This is a genomic window from Ruegeria sp. CF8 (assembly GCF_056537285.1).
On record NZ_JBQFRG010000002.1, the window covers coordinates 168,019 to 187,740 of the forward strand.

Sequence of the window (19,722 nt, forward strand, 5' to 3'; positions counted from 1 at the left end):
CTTGGTTTCAATATTTGGAACCTCACATGGGAGCAACAGGGAGGAGACCATGTATTCCACTTTCAAGCGCACAACGGCTGCGCTGGCGCTTGGCGTCGCGATGGCGGCGCCAGCAGCTGCGGAACTGACCGGAGAGCTGCGCATTTTTCTGGACACCTCGAATCCAGCGCCGCGTGCGACGATGGAAGCGATGATCGAGCGGTTTGCGGAACAGCATCCAGGGTTGGAAATCGAAACCACCGTGATCGACCGCGAAGCTTACAAGACTCAGATCCGCAACTTCCTGACGGCCGATACTCCGGACGTCGCCACATGGTACGCAGCCAACCGCATGAAGCCCTATGTTGAGGCGGGTCTGTTTGAGGATGTGTCTGACCTTTGGGCCGAACCGGAAATTGCCGACAATTTGGCCTCGACAAAAGGCGCGATGACGATCGATGGTAAGCAGTGGGGCGTGCCTTACACCTACTACCAGTGGGGCGTTTACTATCGCAAAGACATCTTTGATGAGTTGGGCCTGAGCGAGCCGACGACTTGGGAAGAAGAGCTGGCTAACTGCCAGAAGATCGTCGATTCAGGTCGCGCCTGCTATACCATCGGCACCAAGTTCCTGTGGACCGCTGGTGGCTGGTTCGACTACCTGAACATGCGCACCAACGGGTTTGACTTCCACAACCAGCTCGCCAATGGGGAAATCAGCTGGGAGGACGACCGGGTCAAGCAGACCTTCGCCAACTGGAAACAGCTGATCGACATGGGTGCGTTCATCGACAACCACCAAACATACAGCTGGCAAGAGGCCCTGCCCTTCATGGTCAACGGTGAAGCAGCCGCTTACCTGATGGGCAATTTCGCCGTCGCGCCGCTGCGTGATGCCGGCCTGACGGATGATCAACTGGACTTCTACCAGTTCGTTTCGATCAATCCCGACGTCGAATTGGCAGAAGACGCCCCCACCGACACATTCCACATTCCTGCCAACGCGTCCAACAAGGAAGCTGCGCGTGAGTTCCTGCGATTTGCTGTATCTGCGGACGAGCAGACGGAGATCAACAATGGCGCAAACCTTGGTCAGCTGCCGGTGAACGCGCAGTCTTCGGTGGATGACGACAAGTTCCTGCAGCAGGGCTTCCAAATGCTGTCATCCAACAGCCCTGGCGGTGTCGCACAATTCTGGGACCGCGACGCTCCGGCTGAAATGGCCAAAGTATCTATGGAAGGCTTCCAGGAGTTTATGGTCAAGCCAGACAATGCTGACCGCATTCTGGCAAAACTGGAACGTGCGCGTCAGCGTATTTACGACAACTGATCTGGCATGGGCCGGGCTGAAGCCCGGCCTACCTCGCCTAAAAACGTAGGGCGGGATTCAGCCCGCCTTCACCCCACCAATTCCGAGATACCGCCATGACCGTTGCCGCCGATATCCCAGAACAAGAAAGCTGGTTTCACAGAAACCAACAGCGCATTGCGCCTTGGCTGTTTCTGGCACCGGGTCTGCTGTTCTTCATGGTCTATGTGATCATCCCGGTATTCCAATCCTTCAACCTGTCTTTGTATGAATGGGACGGCTTGGGTGCTGCCGAATACGTCGGCTTCCGCAATTACGAAGACCTGTATTGGGAATGGGTAGATCGGGATGCTTTCTACATCTCGCTTAAAAACAACCTGATCTGGCTGATCCTCTACCTTCTGGCGATTCCTGCTGGCCTTTTCATCGCGTTATTCCTGAACCAAACAGTTTGGGGCATTCGCCTTTATAAATCCTTGTTTTTCTTCCCGTTCGTGATCTCTCAGGTGGTCGTGGGGCTTGTGTTCACGTGGTTCTATGACCCGACCTTTGGCCTGCTGAATGAGTTCCTTGGTCTTTTTGGCCTTGGCCCGCTGAATGTGCTGGGCGACGAGAGATTCGTCACCTATGGCATCATCTTCGCCGGTCTTTGGCCGCAAACCGCCTATTGCATGATCCTGTACCTCACTGGCCTGAACGCAGTGGATCCGGAACAGATCGAGGCCGGGCGATTGGACGGTGCAAAAGGCTGGAGGATGCTGTGGCATATCATCTTGCCGCAGCTGCGCCCCGCCACCTTTATCGCTTTTGTTGTTACAATCATCGGCGCGCTGCGAAGCTTCGACCTGATCTCGATCATGACCCAAGGGGGGCCGTTCGGGTCCTCCCGCGTGCTGGCATACTACATGTTTGAGGTTGCCTTATCCGAATACGGTTTCCGTATGGGATACGGAGCCGCTATCGCAGTGATCCTCTTCCTCATCATGCTCTGCTTCATCGCCTACTTCCTGTGGTCGATGTACCGCGAAGAAAAGGGGCACTGAAATGTTTCCCAAACCCATCGAAAAACAACCCCGAGCGGCGCAGATCACCTATCAGGCTATGCTGCCGCTGGCCCTGTTGCTATGGCTTGGCCCACTGCTGGCGGTTGCCCTGTTCTCGGTCAAACCAGCCGCAGACTTTACCAATGCAAACTACTGGGGATTGCCATCAAGCTTTGAAGGTGCGTTCAACTATGGGCAGGTGTTCTTCAACTCGGACATGCCGCGCTATTTGCTGAACTCTTTCATGATCACTGTCCCGACTGTGATCGGAGCTGTTGCGCTAAGCTGCATGACCGGCTTTGCGCTTGGGATCTACAAGTTCAAATCAAATCTCTGGATCTTTTTCATGTTCGTTGCGGGCAACTTTGTTCCCTTCCAGATCCTGATGGTGCCCGTACGTGATCTCACGCTTGAACTCGGTCTCTACAATACCAAAACCGGCCTTGTCCTGTTCCACATTGCTTTCCAGACCGGCTTTTGCACCCTGTTCATGCGCAATTTTATCCGCGCGCTGCCGTTTGAACTGATCGAAGCCGCGCGGGTGGAAGGCATCAGCGAGTGGCGTATCTTCTGGTACGTCGTGCTGCCCTTGATGAAGCCTGCAATTGCCGCGCTCAGCGTGCTGATCTTCACCTTTATCTGGAACGACTATTTTTGGGCCGTTGTGCTGACCCAAGGCGCTGAAAGCCAGCCAGTCACTGCAGGTATCACCAGCTTTAACGCCCAGTTCAGGGCCGCTTACCAATTGATGAGTGCGGGTTCGATTGTCGCAGCGCTGCCGCCTGTTGCAATGTTCTTCCTGATGCAAAAACACTTCATCGCGGGCCTGACCCTCGGTGCCGTAAAGTAACGTCAAACCAAGAGTTTGTAAGATGACAAAGATCACCTTCATTGGTGCAGGTTCCACGATCTTCATGCAGAATATCGTGGGCGACGCCCTCCTGACCCCTGCATTGGCCAACAGCCACTTCGCGCTGATGGATATTGACCCCGAGCGGCTTGCCGAAAGCGAAGCTGTGGCGCGCGCCATGATCCGTTCGGTCGGCACCGGCGCGACTGTTACCACACATACCGACCGCCGCGCCGCATTGGACGGTGCAGATTTTGTCATCACTGCTTTTCAGGTCGGAGGCTATGAGCCCTGCACGGTCACGGATTTCGAGATCCCCAAGCAATATGGCCTGCGCCAGACCATCGCCGACACGCTAGGTGTCGGCGGCATCATGCGGGGCCTGCGTACGGTGCCGGTTTTATGGGATGTAGCACGTGACATGACGCAGCTGTGTCCCCACGCGACGCTGCTGCAATATGTGAACCCGATGGCGATCAACACCTGGGCGCTGGCCGAACAATTCCCGGCGCTGAAGCAGGTTGGCTTGTGCCATTCGGTCCAGAATACAGTCGAAGAACTGGCCCATGATCTTGACCTGCCCAAAGACGAGTTCCGCTACAAAGTCGCTGGTGTAAATCACGTCGCCTTTTTCCTGAAACTCGAACATCAGGGGCGCGACCTCTACCCAGCGCTGCGGCAAGGCTATGCCAGTGGCCAAATTCCCAAGGCTCCGCTGCTGATGCCGCGCTGCCCCAACAAAGTACGATATGAAGTCATGGACCATCTCGGCTATTTCTGCACTGAAAGCTCGGAACATTTCGCCGAATATGTCCCATGGTTTATCAAGGACGGGCGGCAGGATCTGATCGAGCAGTTCTCGATACCGCTGGACGAATATCCGACCCGCTGTGTCGAACAGGTGGCCAATTGGAAAGAACAAGCCAAGACGCTGACCGACGGTCATGACATTGAAGTCATCCGCAGCCACGAATTTGCCGCCGACCTGATGAATGCCATCGTCACGGATACGCCCTATACAGCCTATGGAAACTTGCCCAACACCGGCCAAATTCCCCAACTTCCACTGGGTGCAGCGGTTGAAACGCCCTGCCTTGTCGACAGCAACGGCGTGCAGCCTTCGGTCGTCACCGATGTTCCGCCACAACTGATTGCCTTAATGCGCACTCAGATCAATGTGCAGGAATTGACCGTTCGGGCTCTGATCGATCAGAACCCCGAATACATCTATCACGCCGCGATGATGGATCCGCACACCGCTGCTGAATTGGACCTTCGTCAAATCCGCAACCTGGTCAGTGACCTGCTAACAGCCCATGCCGACTGGCTACCCGATTGGTGCCGCCCAGCACGGGCCGCCTGATCTTCATCTTTTTAAAAATACTCAATTCCAACCGCAGCCAAGAAAAGCAACGCAAAAATGACAAAACGCCGCTCACAGCATTGGTACGGAAAGCTCGACAAGGACGGGTTCATCCATCGTTCGTGGATGAAAAACCAAGGGTTTCCTGACCACGCTTTTGACGGGCGCCCTATTATTGGCATCTGCAACACATGGTCGGAACTGACGCCCTGCAATTCGGGCCTGCGCGATCTGGCCGAAGGCGTCAAACGCGGCGTTTGGGAGGCGGGAGGTTTCCCGGTGGAATTCCCCGTCATGTCGCTGGGTGAGACGCAGATGAAGCCGACCGCCATGCTATTCCGCAATCTGCTGGCGATGGACGTCGAAGAAAGCATCCGCGCGTACGGCATTGATGGCGTTGTCCTTCTGGGTGGTTGTGACAAGACAACACCAGGGCAGTTGATGGGCGCGGCCTCGGTCGATCTGCCGTCAATCGTGGTCAGTTCCGGCCCGATGCTGAACGGCAAGTATCGTGGGCAGGATATAGGCTCGGGCACCGACGTTTGGAAATTCTCCGAGGCCGTTCGTGCTGGAGAGATGACGCTGCAAGATTTCATGAACGCCGAATCCGGGATGTCCCGCAGCGCAGGCGTTTGCATGACAATGGGCACTGCCTCCACAATGGCCTCTCTGGTCGAAGCGATGGGTATGTCCTTGCCCACCAACGCAGCCCTGCCCGCCGTGGATGCACGCCGCATGGCGCTGGCGCATCTGACCGGCAAGCGGATTGTCGAGATGGTGGACGAAGACCTCAAACCATCGGACATTCTGACCAAGGAAGCCTTTGAAAACGCCATTCTGGCCAATGCCGCGGTGGGTGGCTCTACCAACGCCGTCGTTCATCTGTTGGCTCTGGCAGGCCGTGTCGGCGTTGATCTGACGCTCAAGGACTTTGAGATCGGATCAGAAATTCCCCTGCTGGTGAACTGCATGCCATCGGGCAAATACCTGATGGAAGATTTCTGTTACGCGGGAGGTGTTCCAGTCGTTTTGAACGAACTCAAACCCTTCTTGCGCCCAGCCAAAACAGTGCTGAACAAAGACATTTCAGCTCATTACGAAGGGGCTGAGTGTTTCAATTCAGATGTGATCCGCCCTTTCAATGATCCTGTGAAACCCGCCGCCGGTCTGCGCGTCCTGCGAGGCAACCTTGCACCGAACGGAGCGATCGTAAAACCTTCGGCAGCGACAGATGAGCTTTTGGAAACGGAAGCCGAGGCTTACGTGTTTGAAAACATAGAGGACCTGAAAGCCAACATCGACCGGGATGACTTGCCGGTCACACCAGATACAATTCTGGTCCTGAAAGGCTGCGGCCCCAAGGGGTATCCCGGCATGCCCGAGGTTGGCAACATGCCGATACCGGCCAAGCTGGTGAAAGAGGGCGTGCGCGACATGATCCGCATCTCAGACGCGCGCATGTCTGGTACCGCCTATGGCACTGTCATTCTGCATGTCAGCCCCGAGGCGCAGGCCGGCGGTACGCTCGCACTGGTGAAAACCGGCGACCGCATTCGTATCTCGGCCAGTAAGGGTGAGATGGAAGTGCTGGTTGATGAAGCGGAACTGGAGGCGCGCCGCGCTGCGTGGCAACCGGACGACCCGCACTATACCCGCGGCTATGCTAAACTTTATATCGACCACGTTCTACAAGCCGATCAAGGGGCCGACCTTGATTTCCTTGTGGGCAAAGATACCCGTCTCGTGACCAGAGAGAGCCACTGATGCCACAACCAGCAACATTTCACGACTTAAACGGGGCGTCCGTTTACATCACAGGCGGTGGCTCCGGCGTGGGCGCTGCGCTGACCGACGGTTTCATGGCTCAAGGCGCCAATGTGGCCTTCATCGGTCGCTCGGATGCCAATGCGTTTGTTGAAGAGATGCGCGACAAACATGGCCGCGCACCCCTGTTCATGCAGGGTGACATGACTGACACCGAACTCTTGCATGCCACTATGCAAAAGGCATCTGAGTCGCATGGTCCCTTGAATGTGTTGGTCAACAACGCGGCCAATGATCAGCGTCACGCGTTGGACGAAACGACGCCAGAGTTCTGGGACTGGATGATTGAGGTCAACCTGAAGGCCTACTACTTCGCCTGTCAGGAAGCCGCCCGGCAGATGAAAGAAGGCGGAGCAATTATCAATTTCAGCTCGATCAGCTACATGATGGGCAACGCTGGTTATCCGATCTACACGACATCAAATGCCGGGATTACCGGCATGACACGCTCTTTGGCGCGTGAGCTTGGGCCGCAGAACATCCGGGTCAACGCTCTGGCCCCCGGCTGGGTTCTGACGCAGAAACAACTGGAAATGTGGGCCACCCCCGAGGATTTGGCTGCCCATCTGGATCGGCAATGCCTGAAAGAGCATCTGACACCCGACGATATGATTGCACCCACCTTGTTTCTGGCGTCTAAGGCCAGCCGCGCGATGACCGGGCAGTGCATGGTCGTTGACGGCGGCGTTGTTGTAACGGGGTGACGGGATGATAGCAGATTGGATCGCTGTTGATTGGGGCACGTCTCATCTGCGGGCATGGGCCATGCAGGGGAATACGGTTCTGGATCAGGCGCAGTCCGGTGCTGGCATGGCTCATGTCGGCAAAGGTGGATTTCAAACGGCTTTGCTGGATCTCATTGAAACGTGGCTTACAGATACCTGTATCGATGTGATCGCCTGCGGTATGGTCGGTGCACGGCAAGGCTGGGTCGAAGCACCATATGGCGCTGTTCCAACCCAACCCCTGCCCGGAGCGCCGGTGCAAGTCCCGGACACCGATCCACGTATCCGCGCATTTGTCGTGCCCGGTTTGAAACAGGTATCTCCACCCGATGTAATGCGCGGTGAAGAAACACAGATCGCAGGATATCTCGCCACTCGTCAGAACTGGGATGGCGTGATCTGCTTACCCGGAACCCATACAAAATGGGTCCAGGTCAGCGCGGGTGAAGTTGTCAGTTTCCGGACTTTCATGACGGGAGAGTTGTTTGATTTGCTCTCCGGACAGTCGGTGCTTCGGCACTCGGTGTGCGAAGGTTGGGATGACGACGCTTTTGTTGACGCCGTTGCAGACGCCCTTTCCAAACCTGAACAACTGGCTGCACGGCTATTCGGCATACGCGCGGCAGATTTGTTGCTAGGACAGGACAAACGCACAGCGCGCGCACAGCTTTCCGGATTGTTGATCGGTGCCGAGCTGGCCGCCACCCGACCCTATTGGTTGGGACAACAGCTGGCCGTGATTGGTGCCGACGGTGTGTCGCAGATCTATGCAACTGCGCTGAAGCAACAAGGCGCGTTTGTCGAAACTGAAAACGCCACTTCGGCGACACTGGCAGGGCTTGCTCTGGCCAAAGACAAGGTGAATTCATGAGCCGACCCATCATCGCCATTCTACGTGGGCTGAACCCGACAGAGGCTGAAGCTGTTGGGCGCGTCGTTCTTGACGCGGGGATTGACCGTATCGAAGTGCCGCTCAACTCACCATACCCGCTTAGAAGTATTGAAATATTGACCGAAGCGTTTGGCGAGCAAGCCTTGATTGGCGCTGGCACTGTGTTGTCCGTCGATCAGGTCGAAGCTGTTTCAGCTGCCGGGGGCAAACTGATCGTATCCCCAAACTATGATGCTGACGTCATAGGACGTTCGGTCGCCTTGGGGCTGCAAAGCTGGCCGGGTGTCTACACCCCGACCGAAGCGTTTGGAGCTTTGAAGGCCGGTGCCACAGGGTTGAAACTGTTTCCCGGCGTAATGGCAGGACCAAGCGGTCTGGCCGCCTTGCGCCCGGTTTTGCCTGACGGTGCGCTGGTCTTTGCCGTGGGTGGTGCGGGTCCTGAGAATTTCGGCCAGTGGATCAAGGCCGGTGCGGATGGGTTCGGGATCGGATCGGCGCTGTTTAAACCAGGGATGGACGTGAGCGAAATCGCTGATCGCGCCCACCAAATCGTTGCCGCCTATGACAAGGCCGTGGGATGAGCACTGTTTTCGACGATCGCCCCTGTGAACTGGGCGAAGGCCCTTTGTGGCACCCCGAACGGCAACAATTGTTTTGGTTCGACATCATCGGCAAACGTATGATGACCCGTGACGGACACGGGCCACGTAGCTGGGCGTTTGATGAACATGTCTCGGCCGCAGGATGGGTGGACCGCGATACGTTGCTTCTGGCATCGGAAACCGGGCTTTGGCGTTTTGACCTCAACACTGACGACCGCAGCCTGATCACGCCATTGGAATCAGACAACCCAGTGACCCGCTCAAATGATGGCCGTGCTGATCCTTGGGGTGGGTTCTGGATCGGAACTATGGGGAAGGAAGCCGAACCCCGGGCAGGATCGATCTATCGATACTGGAAAGGCGCGTTGAGACGTCTGGTTGCAAATGTGACAATCTCAAACGCGATCTGTTTTGCTCCGGATCGGTCGGTTGCCTATTTTTGCGATACCGTGACCGGCCAGGTTCGGCGGTGGAAGTTGGATGAGGAAACCGGATGGCCTGAAGCGGATCATTCGGTCTTTCTGGATTTGCGGGATGAGGGGCTGAACCCGGATGGTGCCGTGGTTGATGCCGCTGGAAACATCTGGATTGCCCAATGGGGTGCTAGCCGGGTTGCTTGTTACACACCTGATGGACAATTCCTGCGTGCCGTTAATTTCGACGCAGCGCACACATCCTGCCCGGCCTTTGGCGGCAGTGATCTGAGCATCCTTTTCTGCACAACAGCACGTCAGGGGTTGAGCGCTGACGAAATCGAAGCGCAACCAAACAACGGAAAGACCTTTGCCGCGCTGAATGCCGGGCGGGGTCAGGCAGAACACAGGGTCATTTTATGAAGCCGGAACTTGGCGTTTGCTACTATCCCGAACACTGGCCCGAGGCGATGTGGGCGGAGGACGCCGCACGCATGATCGCCACCGGCCTGACCTGGGTTCGGATCGGTGAGTTTGCATGGAGCCGTATGGAACCTCAGCCGGGTCATTTGCAACTCGAATGGCTGGATCGCGCGATCGAAACACTTGGTTCCGCCGGGTTGAAGGTTGTGCTGGGCACGCCAACGGCAACTCCGCCTCGTTGGATGATCGACAGACACCCGGGTATGCTGGCCCTGGATGAACAGGGGCAACCACGCAAGTTTGGATCGCGGCGGCATTATTGCTTTAGCCATCAAGGCTATATCGACGAATGCTCACGCATTGCCCGTATCATGGGTGAGCGGTACGGCCGCAATCCGCATGTGGCCGCATGGCAGATCGACAACGAATACGGCTGCCATGACACAACGGTCAGCTACAGCGCCCCTGCTCTGCACGCTTTCCGACAATGGCTTGCGGAACAATACGGATCCATCGAAGCGCTCAACACTGCATGGGGCAACGTGTTCTGGTCGATGGAATACGCCAGCTTCGATGAGATCGACCTGCCCAATCAAACCGTAACCGAACCGAACCCGGCCCACGTACTGGCGTTCCGACGGTTCAGCTCAGATCAGGTTGTGGCTTTCAATAAGGCTCAGGTGAACGTCTTGCGGCAGCTGACCGACGCGCCACTGCTGCACAATTACATGGGCCGCGTTCTGGATTTCGATCATTTCGAGGTCGGCACAGATTTGGATATCGCCACTTGGGACAGTTACCCAATAGGGTTTTTGTCGGATCGGCTGGAAGATGACGACGGGCACAAGATCGCTTTTCTGCAGCAAGGCGATCCGGATATGCAGGCGTTTCACCATGACCTTTACCGGGCCGTCGGGCGCGGACGTTGGTGGGTGATGGAACAGCAACCCGGTCCTGTAAACTGGGCACCTTATAACCCGGCGCCTCTTCCCGGAATGGTGCGGCTGTGGTCTCTTGAGGCCGTTGCTCATGGCGCTGAAGTAGTGAGCTATTTTCGTTGGCGCCAAGCCCCCTTCGCGCAAGAGCAGATGCACGCAGGCTTGCTGACGCCAAACAACCGTCCTGCACCTGCAATGACCGAAGCCCGCCAGACCGCAGATACGCTGTCAGAATTGGGTCAGGTGCGGCAAGAGCAGGCCAAGGTGGCTATTATGTTCGATTATGCGTCGGACTGGGCATGGGCCACGCAGCCGCAGGGGGCCGGGTTTGATTACTTCCGATTGGTATTTGCGTCCTATCGCGCGCTGCGCCGCGCGGGGATGTCGGTGGATTTCGTATCTACTCATGACATTTCAGGACAGTACGATCTGATCCTTGCACCAGGGCTGGCAACAATTGATCAGGATTTGGAGCGCCGCCTGCAAGAAGCTTGTAAACTCGCCATCCTTGGCCCCCGAAGCGGTGCCATAACGCGCGATTTCCAAATTCCTGATACCGGCCGCCCCGGATTGAGTGCATTGGACTGTGACGTGGATCTGGTGGAAACATTCCCCCCAGCAGTCGAGCGACCCGTTCAAGGGGGTGGCGCGGCCTTGCACTGGGTTGATCGACTGTCAGGTTCAGCCACCGATTTACTGAATTTCGAAGATGGGGCAGCCGCGCTCAAAGGGGAAAGCGGGCTTTGGTATCTGGCTGGATTTCCTGATGAACAGCTTTGGGATCGGGTTATCGCGATGGCGGCAAAGCAAACAGGATTGAGCGTGCAGGCAATGCCGCAAGGCTTGCGGATGCGCGAGACGGCTGATCATGTGTTCCTGATCAACTACAACGCAAGCCCAGTGATCTGGAATGGGCAAACCGTTCAAGGCTGCAATGTCGCCATCCTGAAACGCAATCCGCCCGGACAGGGTTGATCCTGATCCGGGCGGATGCCTTGGCTATCAACCTGCGACGCTAGTTGTCGTTTTGCAGGCTGTTGGGGTCGAAGACGTTTCCGAACCCGCTGTTGTTCGTTGGGGCCGGGTCGGCCTCGGACGAACCATCGTCGTTTTCGCTTTCGTCTCCGCCCAGAGAGTTCGGGGCAAACACGTTTCCAAAGCCACTGTTGTTTGATGGCTTGGGCGTGGATTGCGCTCCACCTTGTTCAGCTTCTTCGGCTTCGCGCTGCTGGCGACGTTCTTCACGCTGCTTGCGCAGTTCCTGAATGCGCTGTTCGGCCTCCAGCTGCTTCTGCTCGCGCACGTCGGCGATGCACTGACCGGGGTCGTAGGCCGTTGCCGTGCCGACGACTGTGATCGTTGCAATCGCAAACACAACCACCAGAACCGCCGCAGCGTTTCCGGCAAAGAAGCTGGGCAATTTGATCTTGCCTGCCAGTTCCTCAACCGTCGCGTTCTTACGTGCTGCTGCCACCAGTTCCTGACGCTTGAGTTTCGCTTCATTCAGCAAAGCAAAGAACACCGTTAGCGCCACAATGATGAACGCCAGCGCTGAAATCGCAGGCGTGATGCCGTAGCGGACCTTCTGCGCCAACTCGATCGTCAGGGTCGGGTACTCACCAAACGTGAATGTGGTGGTGTTGTAGTTCTCGAACGAGGCGAGGAACGCCAGCACCGCCGCCGAGGCAATCGCCGGGCGCATGAACGGCAGCAGAATCTTGCGGAAAGCCTGTGCGTGGCTGGCCCCAAGGTCCAATGCTGCTTCGGTCAGGGCAACATCGTAGCGCTGCAACCGTGCCACCAGTACCAGCATACAATAGCTTGCAATAAAGGTGGATTGGCCGATCACCGTCAGGAAGATACCGTTCGACAGGAAGCTATCCGCACCCAGCCCCAGCATCCGGTTGATCCGGTCCCAGAACACCAGCGTCGAGATACCCAGAACCACGCCGGGGATCAGGATTGGCGCAATGATGATCGTATAGTAGGTCGCGCGCAGCTTGGGCCAGATCTGCGTCAGCATCAACGCGCCCGCTAGTCCCATTGCTACCGACAGGATCACTGTCCCCAGACCGACAATCACCGAGTTCTTGATGCCGTTCAGGATACGTTGGTCCTGAAACAACTCACCAAACCACTGGAAGGTCAGACATTCCCATGGGCTCATTCTTGGGAAACCGGATGAGTTGAACGCGGTGATCGACATGATCACAAGCGGTCCCAGCAGATACAGGAAGAAGATCGCCAGGTAAGCCCAGACGCTTATACGGAGGAAGGAATTGTTCATTTCCCGATATCCCCCATGTTCACTTTGAACAGGCGCATGACGGCCAGCACGAACAGGATACAGGTCACCAACAGAACGATGGCGTAGGCTGCACCCTGCGGCCAGTCATTGTTGTCGTTGAACTGCTGATAGATCAGCTGCGTGAACCACAGCGACGACGGTCCGCCCAGAATCTGAGGCGCGGCCAGCGCACCGGCACTGAGCATGAACACCATGGTACAGCCCGAGCTGATCCCCGGCTTCGCATAAGGGATGACGACGCGCCAGTGAATCCGCCACCACGGCGCACCCAGGTCACGGGCGGCCTCGATCTGGTTTTTATCGAGACTTTCTATGACGTTATACATCGGGAAGACCATCAGAAGGATATAGGCGTAACCCAGACCGGCATAGAGGGCGATGTCGTTTCGGATAAAATCAAACGGTGTGTCCCAGATACCCAGCCCCATGAACAGCGTATTCAACACACCGGTTTCACCGAAGATGATCCGCAGAGCAAAGGCCCGCAGGATCTCGTTAATCCAGTAGGGAATGATCAGCATGATCGCAAAGATACGGATATGGCTGCCTTTCGACTGCCCAAGATAATAGGCAATCGGATAACAGATAATCAGGTTGAAGATCGTCACACAAACCGCTGCAATAAGGGTGCGGAAAAACACCCTCAGATCGACTGTGTTGTAGTCCTGACTGCCACCTTCCGGGCCATAGATCAGGTACTTATAGTTCTCCAGCGTATACACGTCCTTGGGTCCGCCGATCTCGGGCGGCGGAAGGTTCGGACGGAACGAAAAGTCCAGCATCGATAGCTGCGGCAGGATAATCAGGCCGATGGTCCAGAACAGAACCAGACCCAAGATCGCCAACCCCATGCCAGTGCCATTGCGATTGAAGAATTCTTTTAGAAACTGGGGCATTAATCCGTCCCCTTATTCTGCAGCCAGCTCACCCGCGGGCACGATGACGGCGTTCTGCGTCTCATACTCCAACGTGATGTTCTGACCAGTGTGATCTTCGAAAGACTGACCGTGGTTCGGGATCGAGACTTTGATCTCTTTCCCGCCTTCGCCTTCGGTAAAGATGTTAAAGACGTTGCCCTCGAACTCTTCATGGTTGACCCGCGCTGTAACGAAATGGTCGCCCGACGCGCCATCGGGGGCGATGGCAAAGGCTTCGGGGCGCACGAACATCATCGCGTCGTCGCCCTCCTTCATCTTGCCCTGATTGGCCGTAGAAATGCGCGCCACCAGTTCACCCGATCGGTTGGTTGCAATCAGCGCTTCATTTCCCATGACTTGTTTAATTTTACCGCGGAACACGTTGTTTTCGCCAACAAACGAGGCCGCGAATGCGGTGTTCGGATCGTTGTAGATGGTTTTACCGTCCGCAATCTGATCGATCACGCCTGCACGCATGACCGCGATGTTGTCTGACATCGTCAGCGCCTCACCCTGATCGTGGGTGATATAGATAAAGGTGATACCAACCCGTTGCTGAATCTCACGCAGCTCGGTCCTCATGTGCTGACGCAGTTTCAGGTCCAATGCCGACAGAGGTTCGTCCAGAAGCAGCACATCAGGCTCTGCACATAGCGCACGGGCAATGGCCACGCGCTGGCGTTGTCCGCCGGACAGTTCGCTGGGCAGTTTGTCGCCCTGTCCCGGCAGTGCGATCATGTCCAGAAGCTCATCGGCCCGCTTGCGACGTTCGGCTGCGCTGGCTCCTTTAATTTCCATCGAGAAGGTGATGTTTTCCCACACTTTCATCAGCGGAAACAACGCCAGGTTCTGGAAGATCAACGCTGTGGGTCGCTTGTTTGGGCCGATACCGCGCATATCATTGCCGCCGATCAGTACCTTGCCTTCACTAGGCTCCAGAAAACCTGAAACGGCGCGCAGGATCGTCGTTTTGCCACAGCCCGACGGGCCGAGAAACGAGAAGAAATCGCCCCCGTTGATGTTCACATTCGCGTCCCGTACAGCGACGAAGTCACCGAAACGGATCCACAGGTTTTCCAGATCGACGCCGACCCCTGCACTCATTTTAGGTATCTCCCTGAGGTGCGCACTGTCCTCGCACCGCATTGCTTTCCGTCACGCCGGGACGGCGCGCAGATTGTAGCCCCCCGCGCTTTCGCGGAGGGCGATTTTTCAAAACGGTTAAGCGCTTTTGAATTTGTTGACGAACTCGGTCCGTGTTTCAGCATACCAAGGAGCTTCGGCCGGCCACGGGTTGAGGTTGGCAAGCGAGTCGCCCGGGTAGGCTTCGGCAAAGTTCTTCTTGTAGGTGTCGCCCGAATACTGATCCGCACCCAGCACCGGCGAGTTGTAGCCGTGGCTGTCGATGGCAACACCAGCAGGCTTGGCCTGATAGGCGAAGTCAATGAACGCGTAGATCTGGTCGATATTCGCAGCACCTGTTGGAATCGACATACCGTCGACCCAGGCCATCGCACCTTCGACAGGCGCTTGATAATGCACGGGTTCACCAGCAGACTTCAGCGCCAGTGGCGGGCCGTCCCAGGTTTGGCCAACGATCACACCTTCGTTCAGCAGACCGTTCTTCTGCGTATCGGCGTCATTCCAGATCAGCTTGATGCGATCCTTGCGCGCGATACACCAGTCGGCGATCTGACCCCAGACCTTGCGCATGGTTTCTTCATCACCATACGCAGCCCAGACCGAGCCGGGCTCCATTTCGCCAGAACGCTCCATGAACAGACCTGCACCCAGCATCATCGAATGCGCGCGGCCCATGGTCTTGCCCGCGTTTTCTTCCGACCAGACGTCGCCATAAGACGGCGCATCACCTTCTGGCAGCCACAAATCGGTGCGGTACGCGATACCTTCTGTGCCCCAGATATGCGGCAGCCAGTGCGCGCCAGATCCGCCGAAGTCCCAGGCGTCAGTACCGATCTTGGCCATTGCGGGGTTCACCAGATCAATCGGAACCTTGTTCATGTCAAAGGGTTGCAGCAGCTCCAAAGGTTCCCACTGCAATGAGCGGTTGTTGGTGGGCGAGACAATGTCAAAGCCCTGACCCTTGGTGGCCTTCATCTTGTTGATGATTTCTTCGTTCGAACCGATGCCGGTGTAGTTGACTTTGATGCCGGTCAGGGTCTGAAACTCTTCGATAAAGCTGGGCGGAAGATAGTCCGACCACATCAGAATGTTAATCTCACCCGACGACGCCAGCGCGCTCTTGCTGTACAGCGGTGCCGCCAAAGCAGCTGCGCCCGCGCCTTTTAGCACCGAGCGTCTGGAAAGAGTCGATTTATCAGCCATAAGAATTCTCCCATTGATGGACTGTATTGTTTTTATTTTTTGTTTATAGGACTTTCCGTGTCAGTTCGGCAGTCCAAAAGTGACAGTTTTGAGAAATCTTAAGTCCAGTTCCTAACCAGAACACGTCTAAATTGATTTTTTGGCCGACACATCCTCTTGCCAAACCGTCATATCCCCAACGCCTACTGGGTCAGTGCCCATCAAAAATGTGCGATGCCCTCCGACGGGCAAGTGTTTCGGAATGTCGCCAAAGTTGAACGCAAAATACAAATCACCGCGTCGGGTCATACGAATGTCGGGATCGCATTCCAAAGTGCTTACACCAGCCCATCCCATTGCCTGCTTCAAAATGGACAAAAGTAACTCGCCGCGTGGCACCATGGCCAAATAGATTGCCCGGTCTGATCGAACGACCGCGGGGCTTCCGTCGCAATAGGCGCTGTCAAAGCGGGCAAGAACGTATTCCTTGGTCTCGACAATCTCGCGCCATCCACAGAAAGCAAACCGTTGACCGTCGGTCAGTTGCACAGTCTCTCGCGCCAAGTGTGGAAGAGACTCGACACGGGTCACACGAACTCCGGTCAGCGCGGCCAAAGCACCGGGTGCGAGGTTTTCGGGGGTATGCATCCAAGGCGTTTTGCTGCCGGACCGCGCCCCGATCACCAATTTCGCACCCGAATCAGAAATTCTGGCGGCAAGGTTTGCACTAACAATCATGCTCTGAGGAACAAGGATCAGCAAGTAGCCATCCAGGTCATCTTCCGGCCCGAGGAAATCGACGTCTGCGCCAAGCTGGCGCAAGCTCGCATACCATTCTCGGAAAATATGCGCGTTCGGAAAGTCCTCATCATGTGGCAGGATGTCCGCCGCCCAGATCGAAGTATAGTCCAGCAGTATCGCCACCTCGGCTTTGCACCGTTCAACGGGGGGCAGCGCCTTGCGATCATTCACGATCTGAGCCAGTTCTGTTGCGGCTTGATCCGGACTGTTATCTGAGCGCAGCAAGGCGGTATGGTATTGTTCCTGTGCAAATTTTGCTTGTCGCCAGCGAAAGAACATAACTGCTTGCGCCCCATGCGCATAAGCCGCCCAAGTCCAAAGCCGAACCATTCCCTCAGCCGGAGCAGGATTCTTAACCGCCCAGTCCACCGGCCCTGGCTGCTGTTCCAAAACCCACATCCGGCCTCGTCCCTGACTGCGATACAGATCGCAGTGAAAACCCTGATAATCCGGGGCACCGGCTCGCAGGTAATGACGCTTTTCGTCATCGGACAAGGTCGAACCCATCAGGTTCCCCAACGGATAGCTGTCAAATCCGACAACATCCAAATCTGCGGCGACGGCATGGTGGTCAAACTCGAAACTGCCGGCCATGAAGTTGTGCGTGACCTCGCGGCCCGGAGCAAATTTCCGCAAAATGTCGACTTGCGTTTTGTTGAACAGACGTACCCTGTCTGAAGAATAACGCATGAAGTCCAACGCTTGCGTTGGGTTCGGTGCAGCGACCAGGCCGTTTGGCAACTCGATTTGCTCAAACGCGGAATAGAGCGATCCCCAAAACACCGTTCCCCATGTCTGATTCAACGCGTCGATAGTTCCGTATTGCTGTTCCAGCCATTGCCGAAATCCGATGCGTGCCGCTTCTGAATAGCTAAGCACTGTATCGTGGTCATTGTATTCATTGTCGATCTGCCAGGCGTGGACATGAGGGTTTGTTCCATACCTGCGGGCATATTCGGTTGCGATCCGTTGGGCTTCGGACAAATAGATTTCGCTGGAAAAGCAGTAATGCCTGCGCGCGCCGTAACCTCTGACCCGACCATCAGGCCCAACTGGCAGAATTTCGGGGTGCTCGTCGATCAGCCACTTTGGCGGGGCGGCCGTGGGGGTCGACATCATGACCTTCAGACCGGCGTCTCCCAAAATTTCGATCACCTCGTCCAGCCAATCCCAACGGAATTGCCCGCGTGCGGGTTCGATCAGACCCCAGGTAAATTCGGCGATCCGCACCCAATCCAACCCCATTTCGACCATGCGCCGGGCGTCGTCGCGCCATTGGGACCGGTCCCATTGCTCGGGGTAATAGCAAACACCCAGTTCAAGCTTGCTCATCTATCGTCCTTTGCGGTGCGTCGCTCGATCCACTTCAAGAAGCTGGCGCATCCTAATGTAATCACAACATAAAGAATGGCCGCTGTATTAAACGGAGCAAATGGCAGGAAACTGGCGGCCTGAAACTCTCGCATTCTCTGGGTCATGTCCCGGACCGACAGGATCGACAGAAGAGAGGTGTCCTTGATCATCGCTATGAATTCGTTACCCAAAGGCGGTGTCACAATCCGCAATGCCTGCGGCAGGACGATCAGCCGTGCAGTTTGCCAACGAGACAGCCCCAGAGAACTGCCCGCTTCCAATTGCCCTTTAGGGATCGCTTCGATTCCAGATCGGAAGATCTCGGCCATATAGGCGGAATAGCCCACCGAGATGGCGATGATGCCGCGCGTCATGTTTGTCATGTCTATGCCGCCGCCTGTGGCGTCCTTGACCGCACCGGCCAGCGGCAGACCTATGTAGAGAATGATCACCAGCATCGGGATGCCACGGATGGTATCCACAAAGAACTCGGCCCCGACAGCAAGCGGGTGCAATTTATGCTGCGCTCCGCCTATGGTCAGCGTTAGAAGCAGGAAGCCAAAAACTGCAAAAGCCAGCGCCGGATTGCGAAACTTGTCCGGCAAAAAGCTGGTTTGCCAGAGCACAGGATAACCCCGAGTGTGCGCCTCAACCGGGACAAATGCCCCCGAGACGCTGTCTACAGTTTCGATTTGCTCAAGCGCCGCAGCTGCGTCTGTTGCGCTGCGAATGCGATAGTTTTGTTCTCCGCCGCCCTCGAATTCGCCGAAACGGATGATGTCGGCCTGCGCCTGCGGGGTGCCGCGCACAATGGCAATGCGGGCGTCCGTACTGCCAACTAGGACATAGTTCACCTGCGGCTGCATGAAGAAGAAGGTCGATACACCCAGCAGGCCCAAGCTTATCGCACCATAGACCATCGTTGTACGCGCTTTGGGTTTGAATGATTGCAGCCCAACCCAGATAAGCCCAAGGATGGCGGCGAAGATATACGCAAAGATCGCCGCGCGGAAGGTGATCGCAACCCCGGTGGCGAATTGCCAATGGGCCATGAACATCAGGTAGAACAAAGAAGCCCCGGTCAAAACCTCAAAACCAAGTTGCACATAACTGCGCAATGGATTGGCCAGACGGCCCGACACAAAGCACAGTGCGACGACCACCGCGTAGATCGCCAGCAAAACCTGTAAACCTGTCTGGACCTGAGTTACCACTTCGGGGAACAGCACCCAGGTCTGACTGGATCGGTCAATCAAAGTTGAAGTGTTTTCGCTAAGTGCATGAAAAAACACTGATTCGGCAAAGGGCAAAAGAACCTGAGGCGCAACAAAGGAAAGGATCGACAGCCCGACCGCAGCCGGAAATGCCGCTATTGCAGCGACACGCAACCAGGCTGGTGCCTGCAACTGGAAACGAGAGTGGCGGGCGCAGAGATAGCCCAGGATCGCCGTTGTCAGGATCAGCAAAAACCCGACAAAGATAGGGCCCGCATTGTTGCCGATCCCCAGGATGGCGACCAGAGATCGCAAATATTTGGATGAGGTGGCAAACAGGTAAATTATGAACGGCGCGGCAGCGAGCAACACGAGGTTGCTCGGGCGGATCGAGCTCAGGCGCGACATGGGGTTCTCCGCTAAGTCAAAACCCCGGCGAATAA

The 19,722-nt window shown here is 56.3% G+C and carries 16 protein-coding genes; 10 read left to right on the forward strand and 6 right to left on the reverse strand.

Annotated features, from left to right (window positions below; genetic code table 11):
• Positions 1-49: 49 nt before the first annotated feature.
• The 10 genes from ACR0EV_RS05445 to ACR0EV_RS05490 all read left to right on the forward strand — a co-directional run bounded on the left by ACR0EV_RS05445 (position 50) and on the right by ACR0EV_RS05490 (position 11,336).
• Positions 50-1,309, forward strand: coding sequence for an ABC transporter substrate-binding protein (locus ACR0EV_RS05445; protein ID WP_480799147.1), 1,260 nt, complete (start codon positions 50-52; stop codon positions 1,307-1,309).
• A 95-nt stretch (positions 1,310-1,404) separates the two neighbouring features.
• Positions 1,405-2,331, forward strand: coding sequence for a carbohydrate ABC transporter permease (locus ACR0EV_RS05450; protein ID WP_480799148.1), 927 nt, complete (start codon positions 1,405-1,407; stop codon positions 2,329-2,331).
• Position 2,332: 1 nt separating this feature from the next.
• Positions 2,333-3,181 (forward strand): carbohydrate ABC transporter permease, encoded by an 849-nt coding sequence (locus ACR0EV_RS05455; RefSeq protein WP_480799149.1) that lies wholly within the window; start codon positions 2,333-2,335, stop codon positions 3,179-3,181.
• A gap of 22 nt (positions 3,182-3,203) precedes the next feature.
• Entirely contained in the window at positions 3,204-4,544 is a 1,341-nt protein-coding gene (gene melA, locus ACR0EV_RS05460; RefSeq protein WP_480799150.1) for an alpha-galactosidase, read from the forward strand.
• Between the two features lie 57 nt (positions 4,545-4,601).
• A complete protein-coding gene (locus tag ACR0EV_RS05465) occupies positions 4,602-6,308 on the forward strand; it encodes an IlvD/Edd family dehydratase (protein ID WP_480799151.1) in 1,707 nt (568 codons plus the stop codon).
• Entirely contained in the window at positions 6,308-7,072 is a 765-nt protein-coding gene (locus tag ACR0EV_RS05470) for an SDR family NAD(P)-dependent oxidoreductase (protein ID WP_480799152.1), read from the forward strand. Before ACR0EV_RS05465 ends, ACR0EV_RS05470 begins: the two co-directional genes overlap by 1 nt.
• A gap of 4 nt (positions 7,073-7,076) precedes the next feature.
• On the forward strand, positions 7,077-7,964 hold the full coding sequence (locus ACR0EV_RS05475; protein ID WP_480799153.1) for a 2-dehydro-3-deoxygalactonokinase: 888 nt from the start codon (positions 7,077-7,079) through the stop codon (positions 7,962-7,964).
• Positions 7,961-8,566: a 2-dehydro-3-deoxy-6-phosphogalactonate aldolase gene (locus ACR0EV_RS05480; RefSeq protein WP_480799154.1), complete on the forward strand. Its 606-nt coding sequence runs from the start codon at positions 7,961-7,963 to the stop codon at positions 8,564-8,566. The genes ACR0EV_RS05475 and ACR0EV_RS05480 overlap by 4 nt, the downstream gene beginning before the upstream one ends.
• On the forward strand, positions 8,563-9,423 hold the full coding sequence (locus tag ACR0EV_RS05485) for an SMP-30/gluconolactonase/LRE family protein (protein ID WP_480799155.1): 861 nt from the start codon (positions 8,563-8,565) through the stop codon (positions 9,421-9,423). The genes ACR0EV_RS05480 and ACR0EV_RS05485 overlap by 4 nt, the downstream gene beginning before the upstream one ends.
• Positions 9,420-11,336 carry a beta-galactosidase gene (locus tag ACR0EV_RS05490; RefSeq protein WP_480799156.1) on the forward strand — a complete coding sequence of 639 codons (1,917 nt, stop codon included), beginning with the start codon at positions 9,420-9,422 and terminating at the stop codon, positions 11,334-11,336. The genes ACR0EV_RS05485 and ACR0EV_RS05490 overlap by 4 nt, the downstream gene beginning before the upstream one ends.
• A 40-nt stretch (positions 11,337-11,376) precedes the next feature.
• Here the strand turns inward: ACR0EV_RS05490 and ACR0EV_RS05495 are convergent, their stop codons facing one another.
• The 6 genes from ACR0EV_RS05495 to ACR0EV_RS05520 all read right to left on the reverse strand — a co-directional run bounded on the left by ACR0EV_RS05495 (position 11,377) and on the right by ACR0EV_RS05520 (position 19,687).
• A complete protein-coding gene (locus tag ACR0EV_RS05495; protein WP_480799157.1) occupies positions 11,377-12,648 on the reverse strand; it encodes an ABC transporter permease in 1,272 nt (423 codons plus the stop codon).
• Positions 12,645-13,565: an ABC transporter permease gene (locus tag ACR0EV_RS05500; RefSeq protein ID WP_480799158.1), complete on the reverse strand. Its 921-nt coding sequence runs from the start codon at positions 13,563-13,565 to the stop codon at positions 12,645-12,647. Before ACR0EV_RS05500 ends, ACR0EV_RS05495 begins: the two co-directional genes overlap by 4 nt.
• A 12-nt stretch (positions 13,566-13,577) precedes the next feature.
• Entirely contained in the window at positions 13,578-14,690 is a 1,113-nt protein-coding gene (locus ACR0EV_RS05505) for an ABC transporter ATP-binding protein (protein WP_480799159.1), read from the reverse strand.
• A 117-nt stretch (positions 14,691-14,807) separates the two neighbouring features.
• Complete coding sequence (locus ACR0EV_RS05510; protein ID WP_480799160.1) at positions 14,808-15,932, reverse strand: extracellular solute-binding protein; 1,125 nt, start codon at positions 15,930-15,932, stop codon at positions 14,808-14,810.
• Positions 15,933-16,058: 126 nt separating this feature from the next.
• Positions 16,059-18,044: a beta-galactosidase gene (locus ACR0EV_RS05515; RefSeq protein ID WP_480799161.1), complete on the reverse strand. Its 1,986-nt coding sequence runs from the start codon at positions 18,042-18,044 to the stop codon at positions 16,059-16,061.
• Positions 18,041-19,687 carry an amino acid ABC transporter permease gene (locus tag ACR0EV_RS05520; protein ID WP_480799162.1) on the reverse strand — a complete coding sequence of 549 codons (1,647 nt, stop codon included), beginning with the start codon at positions 19,685-19,687 and terminating at the stop codon, positions 18,041-18,043. Before ACR0EV_RS05520 ends, ACR0EV_RS05515 begins: the two co-directional genes overlap by 4 nt.
• Positions 19,688-19,722: the final 35 nt, after the last annotated feature.

Excerpts from the sequence above, each read along its gene's own strand:
- ACR0EV_RS05510 (WP_480799160.1), bottom strand. The coding sequence starts at position 15,932 with ATGGCTGATAAATCGACTCTTTCCAGACGCTCGGTGCTAAAAGGCGCG.
- ACR0EV_RS05470 (WP_480799152.1), top strand. The coding sequence starts at position 6,308 with ATGCCACAACCAGCAACATTTCACGACTTAAACGGGGCGTCCGTTTAC.
- ACR0EV_RS05465 (WP_480799151.1), top strand. The coding sequence starts at position 4,602 with ATGACAAAACGCCGCTCACAGCATTGGTACGGAAAGCTCGACAAGGAC.
- ACR0EV_RS05515 (WP_480799161.1), bottom strand. The coding sequence starts at position 18,044 with ATGAGCAAGCTTGAACTGGGTGTTTGCTATTACCCCGAGCAATGGGAC.
- ACR0EV_RS05495 (WP_480799157.1), bottom strand. The coding sequence starts at position 12,648 with ATGAACAATTCCTTCCTCCGTATAAGCGTCTGGGCTTACCTGGCGATC.
- ACR0EV_RS05455 (WP_480799149.1), top strand. The coding sequence starts at position 2,333 with ATGTTTCCCAAACCCATCGAAAAACAACCCCGAGCGGCGCAGATCACC.
- ACR0EV_RS05480 (WP_480799154.1), top strand. The coding sequence starts at position 7,961 with ATGAGCCGACCCATCATCGCCATTCTACGTGGGCTGAACCCGACAGAG.
- ACR0EV_RS05445 (WP_480799147.1), top strand. The coding sequence starts at position 50 with ATGTATTCCACTTTCAAGCGCACAACGGCTGCGCTGGCGCTTGGCGTC.
- ACR0EV_RS05490 (WP_480799156.1), top strand. The coding sequence starts at position 9,420 with ATGAAGCCGGAACTTGGCGTTTGCTACTATCCCGAACACTGGCCCGAG.
- ACR0EV_RS05520 (WP_480799162.1), bottom strand. The coding sequence starts at position 19,687 with ATGTCGCGCCTGAGCTCGATCCGCCCGAGCAACCTCGTGTTGCTCGCT.
- ACR0EV_RS05500 (WP_480799158.1), bottom strand. The coding sequence starts at position 13,565 with ATGCCCCAGTTTCTAAAAGAATTCTTCAATCGCAATGGCACTGGCATG.
- ACR0EV_RS05450 (WP_480799148.1), top strand. The coding sequence starts at position 1,405 with ATGACCGTTGCCGCCGATATCCCAGAACAAGAAAGCTGGTTTCACAGA.
- melA (WP_480799150.1), top strand. The coding sequence starts at position 3,204 with ATGACAAAGATCACCTTCATTGGTGCAGGTTCCACGATCTTCATGCAG.
- ACR0EV_RS05485 (WP_480799155.1), top strand. The coding sequence starts at position 8,563 with ATGAGCACTGTTTTCGACGATCGCCCCTGTGAACTGGGCGAAGGCCCT.
- ACR0EV_RS05505 (WP_480799159.1), bottom strand. The coding sequence starts at position 14,690 with ATGAGTGCAGGGGTCGGCGTCGATCTGGAAAACCTGTGGATCCGTTTC.
- ACR0EV_RS05475 (WP_480799153.1), top strand. The coding sequence starts at position 7,077 with ATGATAGCAGATTGGATCGCTGTTGATTGGGGCACGTCTCATCTGCGG.